15 protein-coding genes are annotated in these 15,695 nt (G+C 57.7%); 8 read left to right on the forward strand and 7 right to left on the reverse strand.

Going from position 1 to position 15,695, the window contains the following annotated elements; genetic code table 11:
- Nucleotides 1-142: 142 nt before the first annotated feature.
- Both carB and LCM21_RS12045 read left to right on the forward strand, forming a co-directional pair.
- Nucleotides 143-3,487 carry a carbamoyl-phosphate synthase large subunit gene (carB, locus tag LCM21_RS12040; protein WP_224890822.1) on the forward strand — a complete coding sequence of 1,115 codons (3,345 nt, stop codon included), beginning with the start codon at nt 143-145 and terminating at the stop codon, nt 3,485-3,487.
- 196 nt (nt 3,488-3,683) lie between these two features.
- Nucleotides 3,684-4,820 carry a beta-ketoacyl-ACP synthase III gene (locus LCM21_RS12045; RefSeq protein WP_224890823.1) on the forward strand — a complete coding sequence of 379 codons (1,137 nt, stop codon included), beginning with the start codon at nt 3,684-3,686 and terminating at the stop codon, nt 4,818-4,820.
- 53 nt (nt 4,821-4,873) lie between these two features.
- On the opposite strand, the gene LCM21_RS12050 is transcribed toward LCM21_RS12045, so the two are convergent.
- Complete coding sequence (locus LCM21_RS12050; RefSeq protein ID WP_224890824.1) at nt 4,874-5,335, reverse strand: hypothetical protein; 462 nt, start codon at nt 5,333-5,335, stop codon at nt 4,874-4,876.
- 358 nt (nt 5,336-5,693) lie between these two features.
- Here LCM21_RS12050 and LCM21_RS12055 point away from each other — a divergent pair, with 358 nt between their 5' ends.
- Nucleotides 5,694-6,272, forward strand: coding sequence for a thymidine kinase (locus LCM21_RS12055; RefSeq protein WP_224890825.1), 579 nt, complete (start codon nt 5,694-5,696; stop codon nt 6,270-6,272).
- Here the strand turns inward: LCM21_RS12055 and LCM21_RS12060 are convergent.
- The 5 genes from LCM21_RS12060 to LCM21_RS12080 all read right to left on the reverse strand — a co-directional run bounded on the left by LCM21_RS12060 (nt 6,269) and on the right by LCM21_RS12080 (nt 9,475).
- Entirely contained in the window at nt 6,269-7,219 is a 951-nt protein-coding gene (locus LCM21_RS12060) for a 2-hydroxyacid dehydrogenase (protein ID WP_224890826.1), read from the reverse strand. The two genes, LCM21_RS12055 and LCM21_RS12060, sit on opposite strands and share 4 nt — an antisense overlap.
- On the reverse strand, nt 7,219-7,557 hold the full coding sequence (locus LCM21_RS12065; RefSeq protein WP_224890827.1) for a tRNA-binding protein: 339 nt from the start codon (nt 7,555-7,557) through the stop codon (nt 7,219-7,221). Before LCM21_RS12065 ends, LCM21_RS12060 begins: the two co-directional genes overlap by 1 nt.
- Nucleotides 7,550-8,365, reverse strand: a complete 816-nt coding sequence (gene proC / locus LCM21_RS12070; RefSeq protein ID WP_224890828.1) for a pyrroline-5-carboxylate reductase — start codon at nt 8,363-8,365, stop codon at nt 7,550-7,552. Before proC ends, LCM21_RS12065 begins: the two co-directional genes overlap by 8 nt.
- Nucleotides 8,366-8,401: 36 nt before the next feature.
- A complete protein-coding gene (locus LCM21_RS12075) occupies nt 8,402-8,902 on the reverse strand; it encodes a type III secretion system chaperone family protein (protein ID WP_068336173.1) in 501 nt (166 codons plus the stop codon).
- Nucleotides 8,903-9,226: 324 nt separating this feature from the next.
- Nucleotides 9,227-9,475: an accessory factor UbiK family protein gene (locus LCM21_RS12080; protein ID WP_050604795.1), complete on the reverse strand. Its 249-nt coding sequence runs from the start codon at nt 9,473-9,475 to the stop codon at nt 9,227-9,229.
- Between the two features lie 97 nt (nt 9,476-9,572).
- On the opposite strand from LCM21_RS12080, the gene lgt reads away from it, so the two are divergent.
- From lgt to LCM21_RS12100, 4 genes are all read left to right on the forward strand, one after another.
- Nucleotides 9,573-10,460 carry a prolipoprotein diacylglyceryl transferase gene (gene lgt, locus LCM21_RS12085; RefSeq protein WP_224890829.1) on the forward strand — a complete coding sequence of 296 codons (888 nt, stop codon included), beginning with the start codon at nt 9,573-9,575 and terminating at the stop codon, nt 10,458-10,460.
- The gene (locus LCM21_RS12090) at nt 10,457-11,524 is read left to right on the forward strand and encodes a class I SAM-dependent methyltransferase (RefSeq protein WP_224890830.1); all 1,068 of its coding nucleotides are present in this window, start codon (nt 10,457-10,459) and stop codon (nt 11,522-11,524) included. The genes lgt and LCM21_RS12090 overlap by 4 nt, the downstream gene beginning before the upstream one ends.
- Complete coding sequence (gene pgeF, locus LCM21_RS12095) at nt 11,521-12,279, forward strand: peptidoglycan editing factor PgeF (RefSeq protein WP_224890831.1); 759 nt, start codon at nt 11,521-11,523, stop codon at nt 12,277-12,279. Before LCM21_RS12090 ends, pgeF begins: the two co-directional genes overlap by 4 nt.
- Nucleotides 12,280-13,003: 724 nt before the next feature.
- Nucleotides 13,004-13,786, forward strand: a complete 783-nt coding sequence (locus LCM21_RS12100; RefSeq protein WP_068336184.1) for a Hint domain-containing protein — start codon at nt 13,004-13,006, stop codon at nt 13,784-13,786.
- A gap of 116 nt (nt 13,787-13,902) precedes the next feature.
- On the opposite strand, the gene LCM21_RS12105 is transcribed toward LCM21_RS12100, so the two are convergent.
- Nucleotides 13,903-14,403: an Lrp/AsnC family transcriptional regulator gene (locus tag LCM21_RS12105; protein WP_224890832.1), complete on the reverse strand. Its 501-nt coding sequence runs from the start codon at nt 14,401-14,403 to the stop codon at nt 13,903-13,905.
- Between the two features lie 225 nt (nt 14,404-14,628).
- Here LCM21_RS12105 and trxB point away from each other — a divergent pair, with 225 nt between their 5' ends.
- Entirely contained in the window at nt 14,629-15,570 is a 942-nt protein-coding gene (gene trxB, locus LCM21_RS12110) for a thioredoxin-disulfide reductase (RefSeq protein ID WP_224890833.1), read from the forward strand.
- The last annotated feature ends 125 nt before the right edge of the window (nt 15,571-15,695 follow it).

The raw sequence follows: 15,695 nt of genomic DNA on the forward strand, positions 1-15,695 counted from the left end.
GGCGGCGAGGGAAAGAGGGGAAAGCGGCAATTTCACCGCTGTTTCCGATACCTCTTGAACCTTTTCGCGCGGTCCCTATAACGCAGGACAATTTGGGCGCTTGGGGGTGCCCTGACTCGCGGATAATCGAAGGAACAAGGCCATGCCCAGAAGAACCGACATCCAGTCGATCATGATCATCGGAGCGGGGCCCATTGTTATCGGTCAGGCGTGCGAGTTCGACTATTCCGGCGCTCAGGCCTGCAAGGCGCTGCGTGAGGAAGGATACCGGGTCATTCTGGTGAACTCAAACCCGGCCACCATCATGACCGACCCGGGATTGGCGGACGCCACTTACATCGAACCAATTACCCCCGAGATTGTCGCCAAGATCATCGAAAAAGAACGCCCCGACGCGCTGCTGCCCACGATGGGTGGTCAGACCGGCCTGAACACCTCGCTGGCCTTGGAAGAGATGGGCGTGCTGGAAAAATTCGGGGTCGAGATGATTGGCGCCAAACGCGACGCCATCGAAATGGCCGAAGACCGCAAGCTGTTCCGCGAGGCGATGGACCGGCTTGGTCTGGAAAACCCCAAGGCAACCATCGTGACCGCCCCGAAAAAAGCAGACGGCAGCGCCGATTTGGACGCCGGTGTGCAGATCGCTTTGGATGAGCTGGAAGAGATCGGCCTGCCCGCCATCATCCGCCCCGCCTTTACCCTTGGCGGCACTGGCGGTGGCGTGGCCTATAACCGTGAGGATTACATCCATTTCTGCCGTTCGGGCATGGATGCCTCGCCCGTGAACCAGATCCTTGTCGATGAAAGCCTGCTGGGCTGGAAAGAATACGAGATGGAGGTGGTGCGCGACACCGCCGACAACGCCATCATCGTCTGTTCAATCGAAAACGTCGATCCGATGGGTGTGCATACCGGTGACTCGATCACTGTGGCCCCTGCCCTGACGCTGACCGACAAGGAATACCAGATCATGCGCAACGGCTCGATTGCCGTTCTGCGTGAGATTGGGGTCGAAACTGGCGGGTCGAACGTGCAATGGGCGATCAACCCCGATGATGGCCGCATGGTCGTGATCGAAATGAACCCGCGTGTGTCGCGCTCATCGGCATTGGCCTCAAAGGCGACCGGTTTCCCGATTGCAAAGATCGCCGCTAAGCTGGCCGTGGGCTACACGCTGGATGAGTTGGACAACGACATCACCAAAGTCACGCCCGCGTCGTTCGAGCCGACCATCGACTATGTCGTCACCAAAATCCCGAAATTTGCATTCGAAAAATTCCCTGGGTCCGAGCCCTACCTGACCACCGCGATGAAGTCGGTGGGTGAGGCGATGTCTATCGGCCGCACCATCCACGAATCGATGCAGAAGGCTCTGGCCTCGATGGAATCGGGTCTGACCGGCTTTGATGAAATCGAAATCCCCGGCCTGAACGTTGGTGTCTGGGAAGAAGCCGACGACAAGGCCGCCGTGATCAAGGCGATCAGCCAGCAAACGCCCGATCGTCTGCGCACCATCGCGCAAGCCATGCGCCATGGCCTGTCAGACGACGAAATCTTTGGTGTCACAAAGTTTGATCCTTGGTTCCTCGCCCGCATCCGCGAGATTATCGAGGCTGAGCGAGAGGTTCGCAAAAACGGCCTGCCAATGACTGAAGACGGTCTTCGTCGGCTGAAGATGCTGGGCTTTACCGATGCACGTCTGGGTAATCTGACTGGCCGTGACGAAGACAACGTGCGCCGCGCCCGTCGGAACCTCGGTGTTTCTGCCGTATTCAAACGCATCGACACCTGCGCTGCCGAATTCGAAGCGCAAACGCCCTATATGTATTCGACATACGAAGCGCCGATGATGGGTGAGGTCGAGTGTGAGGCCCGCCCCTCCGACCGCAAAAAGGTCGTCATCCTCGGCGGTGGCCCCAACCGGATCGGTCAGGGCATCGAGTTCGACTATTGCTGCTGTCACGCCTGTTTCGCACTGACCGACGCCGGGTACGAGACCATCATGGTCAACTGCAACCCCGAGACGGTTTCGACCGACTATGACACCTCTGACCGACTGTATTTTGAGCCGCTGACCTTCGAACACGTCATGGAAATCCTGACGAAAGAGCAGGAAAACGGCACACTGCATGGTGTGATCGTTCAGTTCGGCGGCCAGACTCCGTTGAAACTGGCCAATGCGCTAGAGGCCGAAGGCATTCCGATCCTCGGCACCACCCCGGATGCCATCGACCTTGCCGAAGACCGCGAACGGTTCCAGGCGTTGGTCAATGAGTTGGGATTGAAACAACCCAAGAACGGCATCGCCGCGACGGATGCGCAGGCGCTGGAAATCGCCGAGGAAATTGGCTTCCCGCTCGTGATCCGCCCCTCATACGTTCTGGGTGGGCGCGCGATGGAAATCGTCCGCGATATGGAGCAGCTAAAGCGCTACATCAACGAAGCCGTGGTGGTTTCTGGCGACAGCCCGGTTCTGCTGGACAGCTACCTTGCCGGTGCGGTTGAACTGGACGTGGATGCTCTGTGCGACGGCACCGATGTCCATGTTGCGGGCATCATGCAGCATATCGAAGAGGCTGGCGTTCATTCTGGCGACTCGGCTTGCTCGCTACCGCCTTATTCCCTCTCCAAGGAAATCATTGCGGAGATCAAGGAACAGACATTCAAGCTGGCCAGAGCGCTGAACGTCGTTGGCCTGATGAACGTTCAGTTCGCAATCAAGGATGAAGAGATTTATCTGATCGAAGTTAATCCGCGTGCATCGCGCACGGTGCCGTTTGTTGCAAAGGCCACCGACAGCGCGATTGCGTCGATTGCCGCGCGCATCATGGCGGGTGAGAAACTGTCGAACTTCCCGCAGCGCCCTCCGTATCAAGAGGGTCAGGATACAAAGATTGCCGACCAGATGACTTTGGCCGACCCGAACATGCCGTGGTTCTCGGTGAAAGAGGCCGTGTTGCCCTTTGCCCGTTTCCCCGGCGTCGACACCATCCTTGGGCCGGAAATGCGATCCACCGGCGAAGTCATGGGCTGGGACCGCGACTTTCCGCGCGCTTTCCTGAAGGCACAGATGGGTGCGGGCATGGTGCTACCGTCCAAAGGTCGGGCGTTTATCTCGATCAAGGATGCCGACAAGACCCCTGCGATGCTTGAGGCCGCCCAAGTCCTTGCCGAACAAGGGTTTTCGTTGGTGGCCACACGCGGCACCCAGTCCTGGTTGGCCAAGCACGGCGTTGCCTGTGATGTGGTCAACAAGGTCTATGAGGGCCGCCCTGACGTGGCCGACATGCTGAAAGACGGTCAGGTGCAGCTATTGATGAACACCACCGAGGGCGCGCAGGCGGTTGAAGACAGCAAGTCCATCCGCTCAATTGCCCTCTATGACAAAATCCCCTACTTCACCACCGCGGCCGCAAGCCATGCCGCAGCACTGGCGATCAAGGCGCAGGCCGAGGGGGATGTTGAGGTAAAATCGCTACAGGGCTGAACGGCCGTGTGAGTTGCCAGAGTGTCCAACGTGTTGATCCAGCCAGATCAGCATCTGGCATTCTCGCTATTACGGCGTCGTCAGCGTGTGAGAGTGGTATTTGATCAAAATCGGCATATTCCCTTAGGTAACCATCCCTTGATCAAATCCCGTTGTGACTGCATTTTAGGCGGATTCGAAACCTTCAGGACCCGCCATGTACACGCCCGCAATCACAGGCACAGGTGTTTTCACGCCCGAAAACATCATCACCAATGCTGAACTCGTCGCTGCCTTCAACGCATATGCAGACAAGCAAAACGCTAAGAATGCAGACAAAATCGCAGCTGGTGAGATTGAGCCGCTGCAGCATTCCTCGGAAGAGTTCATCCTCAAGGCATCGGGCATCGAAAACCGGTACGTGATGGACAAATCCGGCGTGCTGGATCCCGATGTGATGCACCCGCTTTTGCGCCAACGCAGCGATGACGAACCGGGCATCATGACCGAGATGGCGGTAGACGCGTGCAAAAAAGCCTTGGCACAGGCTGGACGCAAGGCCGAAGACGTTGATCTGGTGATTTGCGCAGCCTCGAACCACGAACGGGCCTACCCGGCGATTGCGATCGAAATTCAGCAAGCGCTGGGGATCAACGGCTTTGGATTTGACATGAATGTTGCCTGCTCGTCGGCCACGTTCGGCATTCAGGCCGCAGCGGATATGATCCGCTCGGGCTCGGTCAGATCGGCACTGGTGGTGAACCCCGAAATCTGCTCGGGCCACTTGGAATGGCGGGACCGCGATTGTCACTTTATCTTCGGGGACGTGGCAACGGCCACCCTGATCGAGCGGATCGAAGACGCGCAAGGGCCACATTTCGAAGTCCTCTCGACTCGCTGCGCCACGTCTTTTTCGAATAACATCCGTAATAACAACGGTTTCCTGCGCCGGTCGCGCCCCGCCGGCGTGGTTGATCGGCGCGATATGCAGTTCATGCAGAACGGCCGCAAGGTGTTCAAGGAAGTACTGCCGATGGTCAGCAAACACATCTCGGATCACATGGAAGCCGAAGGTGTAACCAGCAGCGACCTGAAACGCCTGTGGCTGCACCAAGCCAACAAAACGATGAACGATTTCATCGGCAAAAAAGTATTGGGGCGCGAACCCGAGGCGGACGAGCAGCCCAACATCCTGCAGGACTATGCCAACACATCCTCAGCCGGATCCATCATCGCGTTTTCCAAATATTCAGATGATTTGGCTGACGGTGATATCGGGTTGATCTGCTCGTTCGGGGCTGGCTATTCGGTGGGGTCAGTGATTGTGAAGCGGCACGGTTGGACGAGCCGCTGACAAGCGCGATTTCTTGCGGTCAGGGATTGAACTTGGGGGGCGGCAAGCGAGCCTCAGCTCACGCTTTCCTCTTCCAGATGCAGCTTCATTTCGATCAACACCTGTTGCAGCAGACTGGTTTCTTTCAGCAGGCGTTTGGCTTCGTTGACAGTAATGATCCCGTCTTCGATAGCGGCCTGGTATTCGGTCATCAGCATCGCAAAGCGCTGGCTCAGCGCGATAACGTCCGAATTCACCCCCCCGGTACGCGGCGTGTTTGAGTTTCGACCGTCATAGGACAATGTGATGTTCTTCAAATCGGCCAGTGCCGATGTCACATGCGGGAAATTCGAAACAGCCTCCAGCCGGGCCACGGCGTCGACGGGCATGAACCGATCGGCATGTTCGGCATTGTCTGAATAATACCGACCCAAGGTTGCCTTGGATTTACCTGTAATCTCGCACGCAGACTCTATGCCAACGTCTTTGACCAACGCTTCTGTGTGCTTCTTCAGATAGGCTCCGATATCTGCCATATTTTTACCTTTTCTGCCTGCGTCACCCACAACATCTGCCCGTGTGGGGGAAAGGGACAAGAAAATTCCCATACTCTAGTCATAATTGAAATGCCATAAATTGGCTATCCCTCAGATATGCAGGGGTTTTGTGAGTGAGTGGTGGCCCTTCCGGCCAGTAATGAGTGATTGCGAGGCACTATTTTTTGGCCCCGCTGTGTGAAGGCCCATGTTGGCCGATGACGTCGCTGGTGTGGGCGCAGGGGATCCATCCCCTTTGAGCGTAAGCTCTGCCCCTGCAACGACAGCGGCGACGTCACTTTTATGCATGGCTGTTATAGCCTTGCCGGGACACGTAAGGCCATTTAGACCCGGGCGCATGGCAAAACTGTACTTCAACTATTCCACGATGAACGCGGGTAAATCGACCGTGTTGCTGCAGGCCTCACACAATTATCGCGAACGGGGCATGAATACCTATCTGATGACCGCAGCGCTGGACGGGCGTGCCGGGATTGGAAAGATTGCGTCACGCATAGGCATTTCCGCCGATGCCGACACGTTTTCCCCAACCGACGATGTGTTTGCGATGATCCAACGGCGGCTGGACCAAGGTGAAATCGCATGTGTCTTTGTCGACGAAGCGCAGTTTCTTTCAGAAGAGCAGGTCTGGCAGCTGGCGCGCGCCGTGGATGACCTGAGCGTGCCAGTGCTTGCCTATGGTCTTCGGGTAGATTTTCAGGGTCGCCTTTTCCCGGGATCAGCAGCCTTGCTGGCCCTTGCAGACGAGATGAGAGAGGTGCGTACCATCTGCAAATGCGGGCGGAAAGCGACGATGGTGATTCGACAGGACGGTAACGGCAACACCATCACCGAAGGTGCGCAGGTACAGATCGGCGGCAATGAAACCTATGTCTCGGTTTGTCGCAGGCACTGGCGCGAGGCAGTTGAACCCTAGACCGGATTCGGCAACGGTCGCCCTGCGACAAAAGCCGCAACGTTATCCAGCGCCATAAGGCCCATGTTGCCGCGCACCTCTTCGGTCGCAGTGCCCAGATGCGGCAGCAGGGTCACATTCTCCATCTCGCACAGAGCCTGCGGGACAGCAGGTTCAAACTCATAGACATCCAGACCAGCACCGGCGATCTGGCCCGATTGCAAGGCGGCGATCAGGGCGGCTTCGTCGACGACCTCGCCGCGTGCGATATTGATCAGGATGCCCGAGGGTTTCATGGTCTCCAGCACCTGTGCGTTGATCAGATGGTGCGTCTCAACACCGCCGGGGACAGCAAGGACAAGAAAATCAACGTATCCTGCCAGGGTGGTCAGATCAGCGACATACTCGGCAGGGTAGTCCACCTGCTTCGGGCTGCGCGATTGATAGGCCACCTGCATTCCGAACCCAAAGTGGCACCGGCGTGCAATGGCCTGACCAATCCTCCCCATGCCAACAATGCCTACGCGTTTGCCGGTGACGTGATGGCCCAGCATCTGCGTTGGGTGCCAGCCCTGCCAGTGACCTGCACGGACCAAGCGTTCGCCCTCACCCGCGCGGCGGGCGGTCGATAGCAGCAAGGTCATGGCGATATCAGCCGTCGCGTCCGTCACGGCACCGGGCGTGTTGGTTACGGCGATACCCACGGTTTGCGCGGCGTCGACGTCGATATGGTTGTACCCGACGCCAAAATTCGCCAGCAGCCCACAGCGGGGGTCCGCGACTTCGGCAAAGACCTGAGCCGAGAACTGATCGCCCAAGGTCGGTACGACCACGTCATACTCCCTCAACGCGCGCAGCATCTCATCACGCGTCATCGGCACGGTCTCCTTTCGGATTTCCGCGTTAAACTCAGCCCGGGCGCGGGCCTCGACGGCGGGAGTCATCGGGCGTGAAATCAGCACCTTCATCAATGCATCCGTCCACCGATGGGAACCTCGCCATCCGGGCCGATAAGGACAACCTCACCGTTTTCGTCTGGCAGGCCCAACACCAGAACCTCGGACATGAACCGGCCGATCTGGCGTGGGGAGAAGTTCACGACGGCCATCACTTGTTTTCCAACCAGAGTCTGCGGGTCGTAATGCGCCGTGACCTGAGCCGAGGTCTTCCGCTCGCCAATCTCATCCCCAAAGTCGATCCACATCTTGATCGCGGGTTTGCGGGCCTCGGGGTATGGCTCGGCACGGGTTACTTCGCCTACGCGGATATCGACCTTTAGAAAGTCGTCGAATGTAATCTCAATCACGAGACAGCTCCTTGGATCGGTCTGTTGCAGCTTTGACTGCGCGGCGCAGCAGGTCAGGGAAACCGGTTTCTTCGTGCATCAACACCTCAAGCGCGGCCTGCGTGGTGCCGTTGGGCGATGTCACGTTGATGCGCAATTGCGAGGGAGCTTCCTCGGCAGCCAAGGCCAGCGCACCGGCCCCAGCCACGGTGGATTTGGCCAATTTCATCGCCAGTTCGCCCGGCAACCCTTGAGCTTGACCCGCCGCCGCCAATGTTTCGATCAGGTGAAAAACATAGGCCGGGCCCGAGCCGCTCAGCCCAGTGACGGCGTCCATCTGTGCCTCATCTTCCAAGCGGACGGTCTCACCAATCGCAGATAACAGGTTTTCCGCAAGGGATACGTCCACATCTGATGCCTGTGCGTTGCCAATGAGAGCAGTGATCCCCTTGCGGATTGCCGCAGGTGTGTTCGGCATGGCGCGCACGATCGGGGTGTCTTTGCCCAACACGTTTTCAAATGTTGCAATAGACGTGCCTGCTGCGACCGAAACAAACAGGGTGCCGCCACCGCCCAGCGCCTTGATCGCTGGCAGGGCCTCACCCATCATCTGCGGTTTGACCGCGACCAGCACCACGGCGGGGGCCTCGGGCAATGGAGTGTTGATGTTTACGCCCTGCGCCTTCAACCAGTCCGAGGGGTTTGGATCGATGACCCAGGCAGCAGATGCGGGCAGCCCATGCTCTAACCATCCGGCGAGCATGGCTGATCCCATTTTGCCGCATCCCAGAAGCACAAGCCCCTGCTCGGCGACGCGTGACATGTCCATGATTGCCCCTCTCGTTAGTCGGTTCGGGGCAAAGCTTTACGCGCGGCCGTAGGCCTCTGCAATGGCGACTTGCATCGCATCTTCCGGATCACGGTTACCCCAGGTGACCAGTTGGATCGCCGGGTAATACCGCTCAGCACTTAGGACTGCGGCTGTGATCATGGTGTCGATCTGCTCCGGGCTGGCCATCTGGCCGCCGGCCAGAACCAAACCATACCGATAGACCATCAGCTTCTGATTGGCCCAGTACGTGAACGCACCGGCCCAACACTGATCATTCATCTTGTTCAGCAGCTCATACAGCTCGGTCTCACGCTCGGCAGGTGGCTCCATTTCAAACGAGCACACCATGCGTAGCGTTTCGTCATAGTTGGACCAGGCCAGAGTGATTGAGTATGTGCGCCACTGCCCTTCGACAGCCATGGCGATCTGGTCATCCCCGATCCGGTCAAAATCCCAGTCGTGATGCTCGGCCAAGTGCTCGACTATATCAATCGGATGAAGGTCTTCTTCGAGAAACTGCTCGGAAAGGGCCATAATGCCACCTCACTTTTCTCTAGCATTCCGGGGCTGGCAGTGCCCCAGCGCTAGTTGCCTGCTCTACAAGCCGGGCTTCCCCCTTGGGCCTGTACTAAATATGGTGCGATGCGAGACAGGGGTCTGGCAACCCTATTTCTTGGGGATAGCAGCAATAAGTTGTGGATAGTCAGCAACGGCACTCAAAATATTGGCGCAGACCTCAGCTTTGTCTTGATTAAATTCCGCAAGGCGTCAGAATGCACCGCACCGTACAACCCAAGACGGGATTGCGCGGCGCGTCACTTTGCCCTGAAATTCAAGATCGTAAGAAACGGGACGGCTTTACTTGTCCAGCTTCGCCTCAAGCGCGGCGATGCGTGCTTCCAGCGCTGCGTTCTCTTCGCGGGCTTTTTGCGCCATCGCACGGACGGCGTCGAACTCTTCACGGGTTACGAAGTCACGATCGGCCAGCCAGCGATCAATCATTGACTTCATCGCATTCTCGGCCTCTTCCCGCGCGCCCTGAGCCACCCCCATGGCGTTGGTCATCAACTGGGAAACGTCATCCAGGATTTTGTTGCGGGTCTGCATATCTTTACTCCGGTCTGTCGGTTGGTCTTTATATGGGGGACGATTGGCCCGGACTCAAGGTTGACTTGCCCCTCAAACCCCGGGCAATGAGACGCACATGCAGGCTGTTCTGAATTTCCCCGATCTGTCACCCGAGCTTTTCTCGATCTCACTGTTCGGGATGGAGTTTGCCCTTCGGTGGTACGCGCTGGCCTATATCGCCGGTATCCTGATTGCATGGCGGATGGGGGTTATGGCGTTGCGGCGACCTGCCCTCTGGCCCGAGAAAACGCCACCGATCAAGCCTGAACAGCTTGAGGACCTCATCACATGGATCATTCTCGGCGTGATTGTGGGTGGGCGACTTGGGTTCGTCCTGTTCTATCAGCCCGCATATTACCTCTCGAACCCTCTGGAGATTCTGAAAGTCTGGCAGGGCGGCATGGCATTTCATGGCGGGTTGCTTGGGGTTGTGGTCGCTTCGTATCTCTATGCGCGGCGTCAGCAAAGCCCGGTTCTGTCCTTGGCAGACTTGATTGCCCATACGGTGCCACCCGGATTGCTGCTGGGGCGGCTGGCGAATTTCATCAATGCCGAACTTTGGGGGCGCCCCAGTGAATTGCCCTGGGCCGTGATTTTTCCCGGTGGAGCCGCGCAGGATTGCCCGGGCGTCCTGGCCGGGATTTGCGCCCGGCATCCATCGCAATTGTATGAGGCTGCATTAGAGGGCTTGCTGCTGGGCATCCTGCTTTTGTGGCTGGCGTATCGGCGCGGAGCATTCCACAAGCCCGGCCTGATCACGGGTGTTTTTCTGGCCGGGTACGGCGCGTCGCGGTTCTGCGTCGAATTCTTCCGGCAGCCCGACGCGCAGTTTATCTCGCCCGGCAATCCGTTGGGCTTGGCACTGCACATCGGCGGGTACGGCCTGACAATGGGGCAATTGCTGTCGCTGCCGATGATTGGTCTTGGCCTGTGGCTTGCCCTGCGTGCAAGGCGGGTCGCATGACTTTGGTGGATCATCTGCTTGAGCGAATCGCGCAAGACGGCCCGATGAATGTCGCCGACTATATGACCGAATGCCTGCTGCATCCGACTTTTGGCTATTACACGACCCGCGATCCGCTTGGCACACAAGGCGATTTCATCACTGCCCCGGAAATCAGTCAGATGTTCGGAGAGTTGATCGGGCTGTCGCTGGCACAAAGCTGGCTGGATCAGGGGCGCCCAGACCCTTTTGTACTGGCTGAGCTTGGTCCGGGTCGTGGCACGTTGATGGCGGATATGCTGCGCGCCACCGCTGGCGTGCCCGGTTTCACGGATGCCGCCCAGATCGTACTGTTTGAAGCCTCGCCCACATTGAGAGACATCCAGGCACAGACGCTGACAGGCTATCAACCGCGTTGGGTCGACTCGGTGGCAGACCTGCCCGAAGCCCCGTTGTTTCTGGTCGCAAATGAGTTTTTCGACGCCTTGCCCATTCGTCAATTCCAGCGTGATGGCACGGGTTGGCGCGAACGGCTTATCGGTGCCGACGGCAATACACTGACCTGGGGGTTGGGCCCGCAATCAGATCAGGTTGCGCTTAAGGATCGGCTAGACGACACCAAAGATGGTGATCTGGTCGAGCTTTGCGCCGCAGCGATACCCATCATTGCCGTGATCGCCCGGCGGATCGGCACGCATGGCGGGGCTGGGCTGATCGTGGACTATGGTGACTGGCGTTCGCTTGGCGATACATTCCAGGCGCTTCACGGGCACACGCATACAGACCCTCTGGACAAGCCCGGCCAAGCCGATCTGACAGCGCATGTGGATTTCGAACCTTTGGCGATTGCGGCCCGTGCTGCAGGATGTGCGCATACGCGGCTTACCCCTCAGGGTGTTTTTCTGGAACGGCTTGGTATCGCGAACCGTGCGCAATCCCTTGCAGCGACTCTCGGCGGGTCCAAGCTGGAAGAGCTGGTTGCCGCACATCGCCGGTTGACGCATCCGGACGAAATGGGAAACCTGTTCAAAGTGCTGGGCCTGTACCCCTCGCCCTCCTCGCCGCCACCGGGACTTGAGCCATGACATTGGAAATTTTGACCTCAGATTTGCTGAACCCCGTACGCCACGGGTTCTTCAGCCGCCGAGGCGGCGCGTCATCGGGCATTTTTGCGGGGCTCAATTGCGGCTATGGTTCATCCGATCAAACCGAGGCCGTAACGCTGAATCGAAAGCGGGTCGCACAGGCGATGGAGGTTGCGCCAGACGCCCTGGTCGGAGTCCATCAGGTTCATTCACCAACTGTTCTGACGGTCGACGCCCCGATAAATGGGGATAAGCCAAGGGCAGACGCCGTCGTCACCGCGACCCCGGGATTGGCCCTGACGATTCTGACTGCCGATTGTCAGCCAGTCTTGTTTGCTGATACGGAAGCAAACGTGATCGGAGCTGCGCACGCGGGTTGGCGCGGCACTTTGGACGGAGTGTTGGAAGCTACGCTTGACGCAATGGAAGCCCTCGGTGCAGCGCGGGAAAACATCACTGCAGTGATCGGCCCCTCGATCTCACAGTCAGCTTACGAGGTTGGCCCCGAATTTCTGGACGAATTCGCCGCTGATTCACCGGACAACCTGCGGTTCTTTGCAAACGGACACGGCGATCGGCTGCAATTTGATCTTCCCGCCTTTGGGCTACACAGATTGCGTCAGGCGGGCGTGGGTCGGGCTGAATGGACACGCCACTGCACCTACTCCGATCCTGAAAGATTCTATTCGTACCGCCGGTCTACCCACACGAAAGAAGCGGATTACGGACGCCTGATTTCCGCCATAAAACTTTAAGCAAAACCCGAATTAAGGCAATTTCGCCGCTTTTTCGCCACAATTGTTTGGCTAGCTAAGTCACTACAATTTGATAATTTTTGTCCGCTCTCAGGTGTTTATCTGTCAGTACCCCCGCAGGGCGCGACGCGCTTAATGAAGAGGAATCGCAAAGTCTCGTTTGTCCTGAATTCATCCCGGATCAGCCTTATCGCCGCCGCAATAGCCAAGCAAATTGGGTTCCACAGGAAAAGGGATCTTGGTCCCATAGCGAGCAGGACAACGAAATGAAGATGAGATCACGCTTTCTCTGCGCAGTTCTTGCGGCCACCAGAGAACATCAGCTGGAAATGCCTTGGAAACGGGTTTCCAGCCGATCAGTCAGGGTCGCACGCCGCATGGCGGCACATCGCTGACCATGAAAACCCCGCGAGCCAAGCTGCCGGTTCCGGGACGAGACGCACATCGGAGGGGTGCTCCGACCCGGTGTGTGGCCTGCCGCCGGTATTTTGCGCGGTTCAGGTTCGGAGCCTGTTTGCGTAGGCAATTTCGCCTGCGTTTGTATGAGTTTGCAGGGGGGTCAATGTGATGACCAAAAGCGTTGAGGTTTCTGTCGCGGCTCGCGGTCGAGATGCCTGTTGTGCTGTGGTCATCGATTTCTTGCAAGGCAAAAGTAAATCCGATCAGGCGCTGCTGTACGGGGGTTCAGCTTACCTGTTCGTTTCTTAGAGGGGACGGAATTGTAATGACTATCCCAAATTCTTTATCGCGCGCTGCCAGGAATGCCGTTGAAACGTCGGCATTGCTGCGCGATGGGCCAAGGTCGAAAACACAGAAAAAAGCGCAGCTTAGGCGCTATGAAGTCAGCACACTGATGAAAAACGGGGAAGTCGTTCAAACACGTCACATTGCCCCTGCACTGCCAATGTTCGAAGACGCGTTCTGTGCTTTTACGCGCGGAGCCTTGGTTGAAACCGAATCGGGCCCGATGGCCTTCGAAGACCTGTTGCCGGGCGATACTGTCCTGACTCAGACCGGCGCTTCGGAAACAGTCCTTTGGAAAGGGTCGGTTATGTTGATTCCCGGACGTCAGGATTCGCACGGTCGCACGCGCCCTTTGACACGGATCATGGCTGACACATTTGGAATGCAAAAGCCGATGTCTGGTGTCATTGTTGGCCCTTCCGCACGATTGTTGGGTACGCCGTCTCACTTGCGACATGTAAACGGAGAGGGACCGGTGCTTACACCCGTGCATGAATTCCAGGACGGTATGAGTGTAATCGAAACACTGCCGCCAACTCCGATTGAGTTGTTCCATATCTGTTTGAAAAGGCACGCTGTCATCAATGTGGATGGATTGCAGTTCGAAACCTACCATCCTGGCGTCAACGCCGTGCGTAGGCTCAGCCATTCTCTCAGGTCGATCTACCTGAATTTGTTTGCGCATATCGACACGCTAAGTGACTTCGGGCCTTTGGTCATGCCGCGGGCTGGCGACGGAGAGGTGGATGCGATAACCGCGTGAGTCGCGTTACGGTCTGCTATACGAGGGCAATATGCAGTTACTCATCAGTTGGGTGGTCTATGTTTCGGTGGCAGCGGTCCTGCCACCCATAAAACCACATCCTAAGCTTGTTGGCATCAGGCCGTCCGGCTCATCCGTTCTTCGAGGACGTCGAATGGCACGCCTGGTTCATCTTTTGCGCCGCGAATAACCAACGACGTCTTGACGCTTGCAACATTGGGCGTGGTCAGCAATGCACCGGTCAGGAACTGCTGAAAACTGCTCAGATCAGGGGCCACGCATTTCAGGATAAAATCCACCTCGCCGTTCAGCATGTGACACTCCCGGACCAGAGGCCACTCGCGACAGCGCTCCTCGAACGCGCTCAGTTCGGACTCTGCCTGACTTTCCAGACCGACCATAGCAAAGACCTGAACCTCGAATCCCAATTCACGCGAATTCACATCAGCGTGGTAGCCACGGATCAGTCCTGATTCCTCAAGAGTTCGTACGCGCCGCAGGCATGGTGGGGCCGAAATACCCACGCGTTTTGCCAGTTCGACATTGGTCATGCGACCGTCTGCCTGCAGTTCCGCCAGAATCTTGCGGTCAATCTCATCCAGCCGTATCGCGACCATCAAATGCTCCTGATTTTTCGGTTGTTATATCAGCAGCCAGAAGATGCGCAATAATATTTCACGACTGCGCAATATTGTTTATTCTTCCCTCCCCTCTTCGCGCGGTATTCGCAGCATGCATAGCAGGTACAAAGCACGAAGGGGCTTTAAGGGTGGCTGGCGGACCGCTATATCCCACCGTCAGGGGCCAAGCGGCCCAATCAGGCAGATCGAGTTAGGGGTACCATGGCCGAAACACGTCACACCAAGGTTCTGATCATCGGATCAGGACCCGCTGGTTACACTGCGGGCGTCTACGCAAGCCGCGCAATGCTGAATCCGATCCTGGTTCAGGGCATCGAACCCGGCGGTCAGTTGACCACCACGACCGAGGTCGAGAACTGGCCCGGCGATACCGAAGTTCAGGGTCCGGACCTGATGGTTCGCATGCAGGACCACGCTAAGGCGATGGGATGTGAGGTCATTGGCGATATCATCAGCGATCTGGACATCTCGAAACGTCCGTTCACTGCCAAGGGCGACAGCGGCACCACCTATACCGCCGATTCAGTCATTCTGGCCACCGGAGCGCGCGCGAAATGGCTGGGTCTTCCGTCAGAGGACAAGTTCAAGGGTTTTGGCGTTTCAGCCTGCGCCACCTGCGACGGCTTCTTTTACCGCGGGCAAGAGATTGTGGTGATTGGCGGCGGCAACACCGCCGTAGAAGAGGCGCTGTTCCTGACCAATTTCGCCAGCAAGGTCACGTTGATCCATCGCCGCGATGAGCTGCGGGCCGAGAAGATTCTGCAAGACCGGCTGCTCAAGCACGAAAAGATCGAACCGCTGTGGTTTCACGAACTGGAGGAGGTCATTGGCACCGATGCCCCCTTGGGTGTCGAGGGCGTGCGCGTCAAGAACGTAAAAACCGGCGAGATCACCGAGATACCCTGCAAAGGCGTCTTTGTCGCCATTGGCCACGCCCCTGCAAACGAGCTGGTCAAAGACACGCTGGAAACACACATGGGCGGCTATGTGGTCACCAAGCCGGGATCAACCGAAACATCGGTGCCGGGTGTGTTTGCAGCGGGCGACCTGACCGACCACATCTACAGGCAGGCAGTGACAAGCGCCGGTATGGGCTGCATGGCCGCCCTGGACGCCGAGCGTTTTTTGGCGCAACACGATTAAACGACCCCTGGAATTCCCCGAACCGTTCGGGGAATTCTGACATCTCACTGGGCACAACCTCAGCTTGACCCGTACGCACGCGCGTATCAGACTCGGGCCAGGAAAAGCGAATGCAGGTGGCCTGA

Source organism: Ruegeria profundi, from assembly GCF_020171505.1.
GTDB classification, from domain to species: Bacteria; Pseudomonadota; Alphaproteobacteria; order Rhodobacterales; family Rhodobacteraceae; genus Ruegeria; species Ruegeria profundi.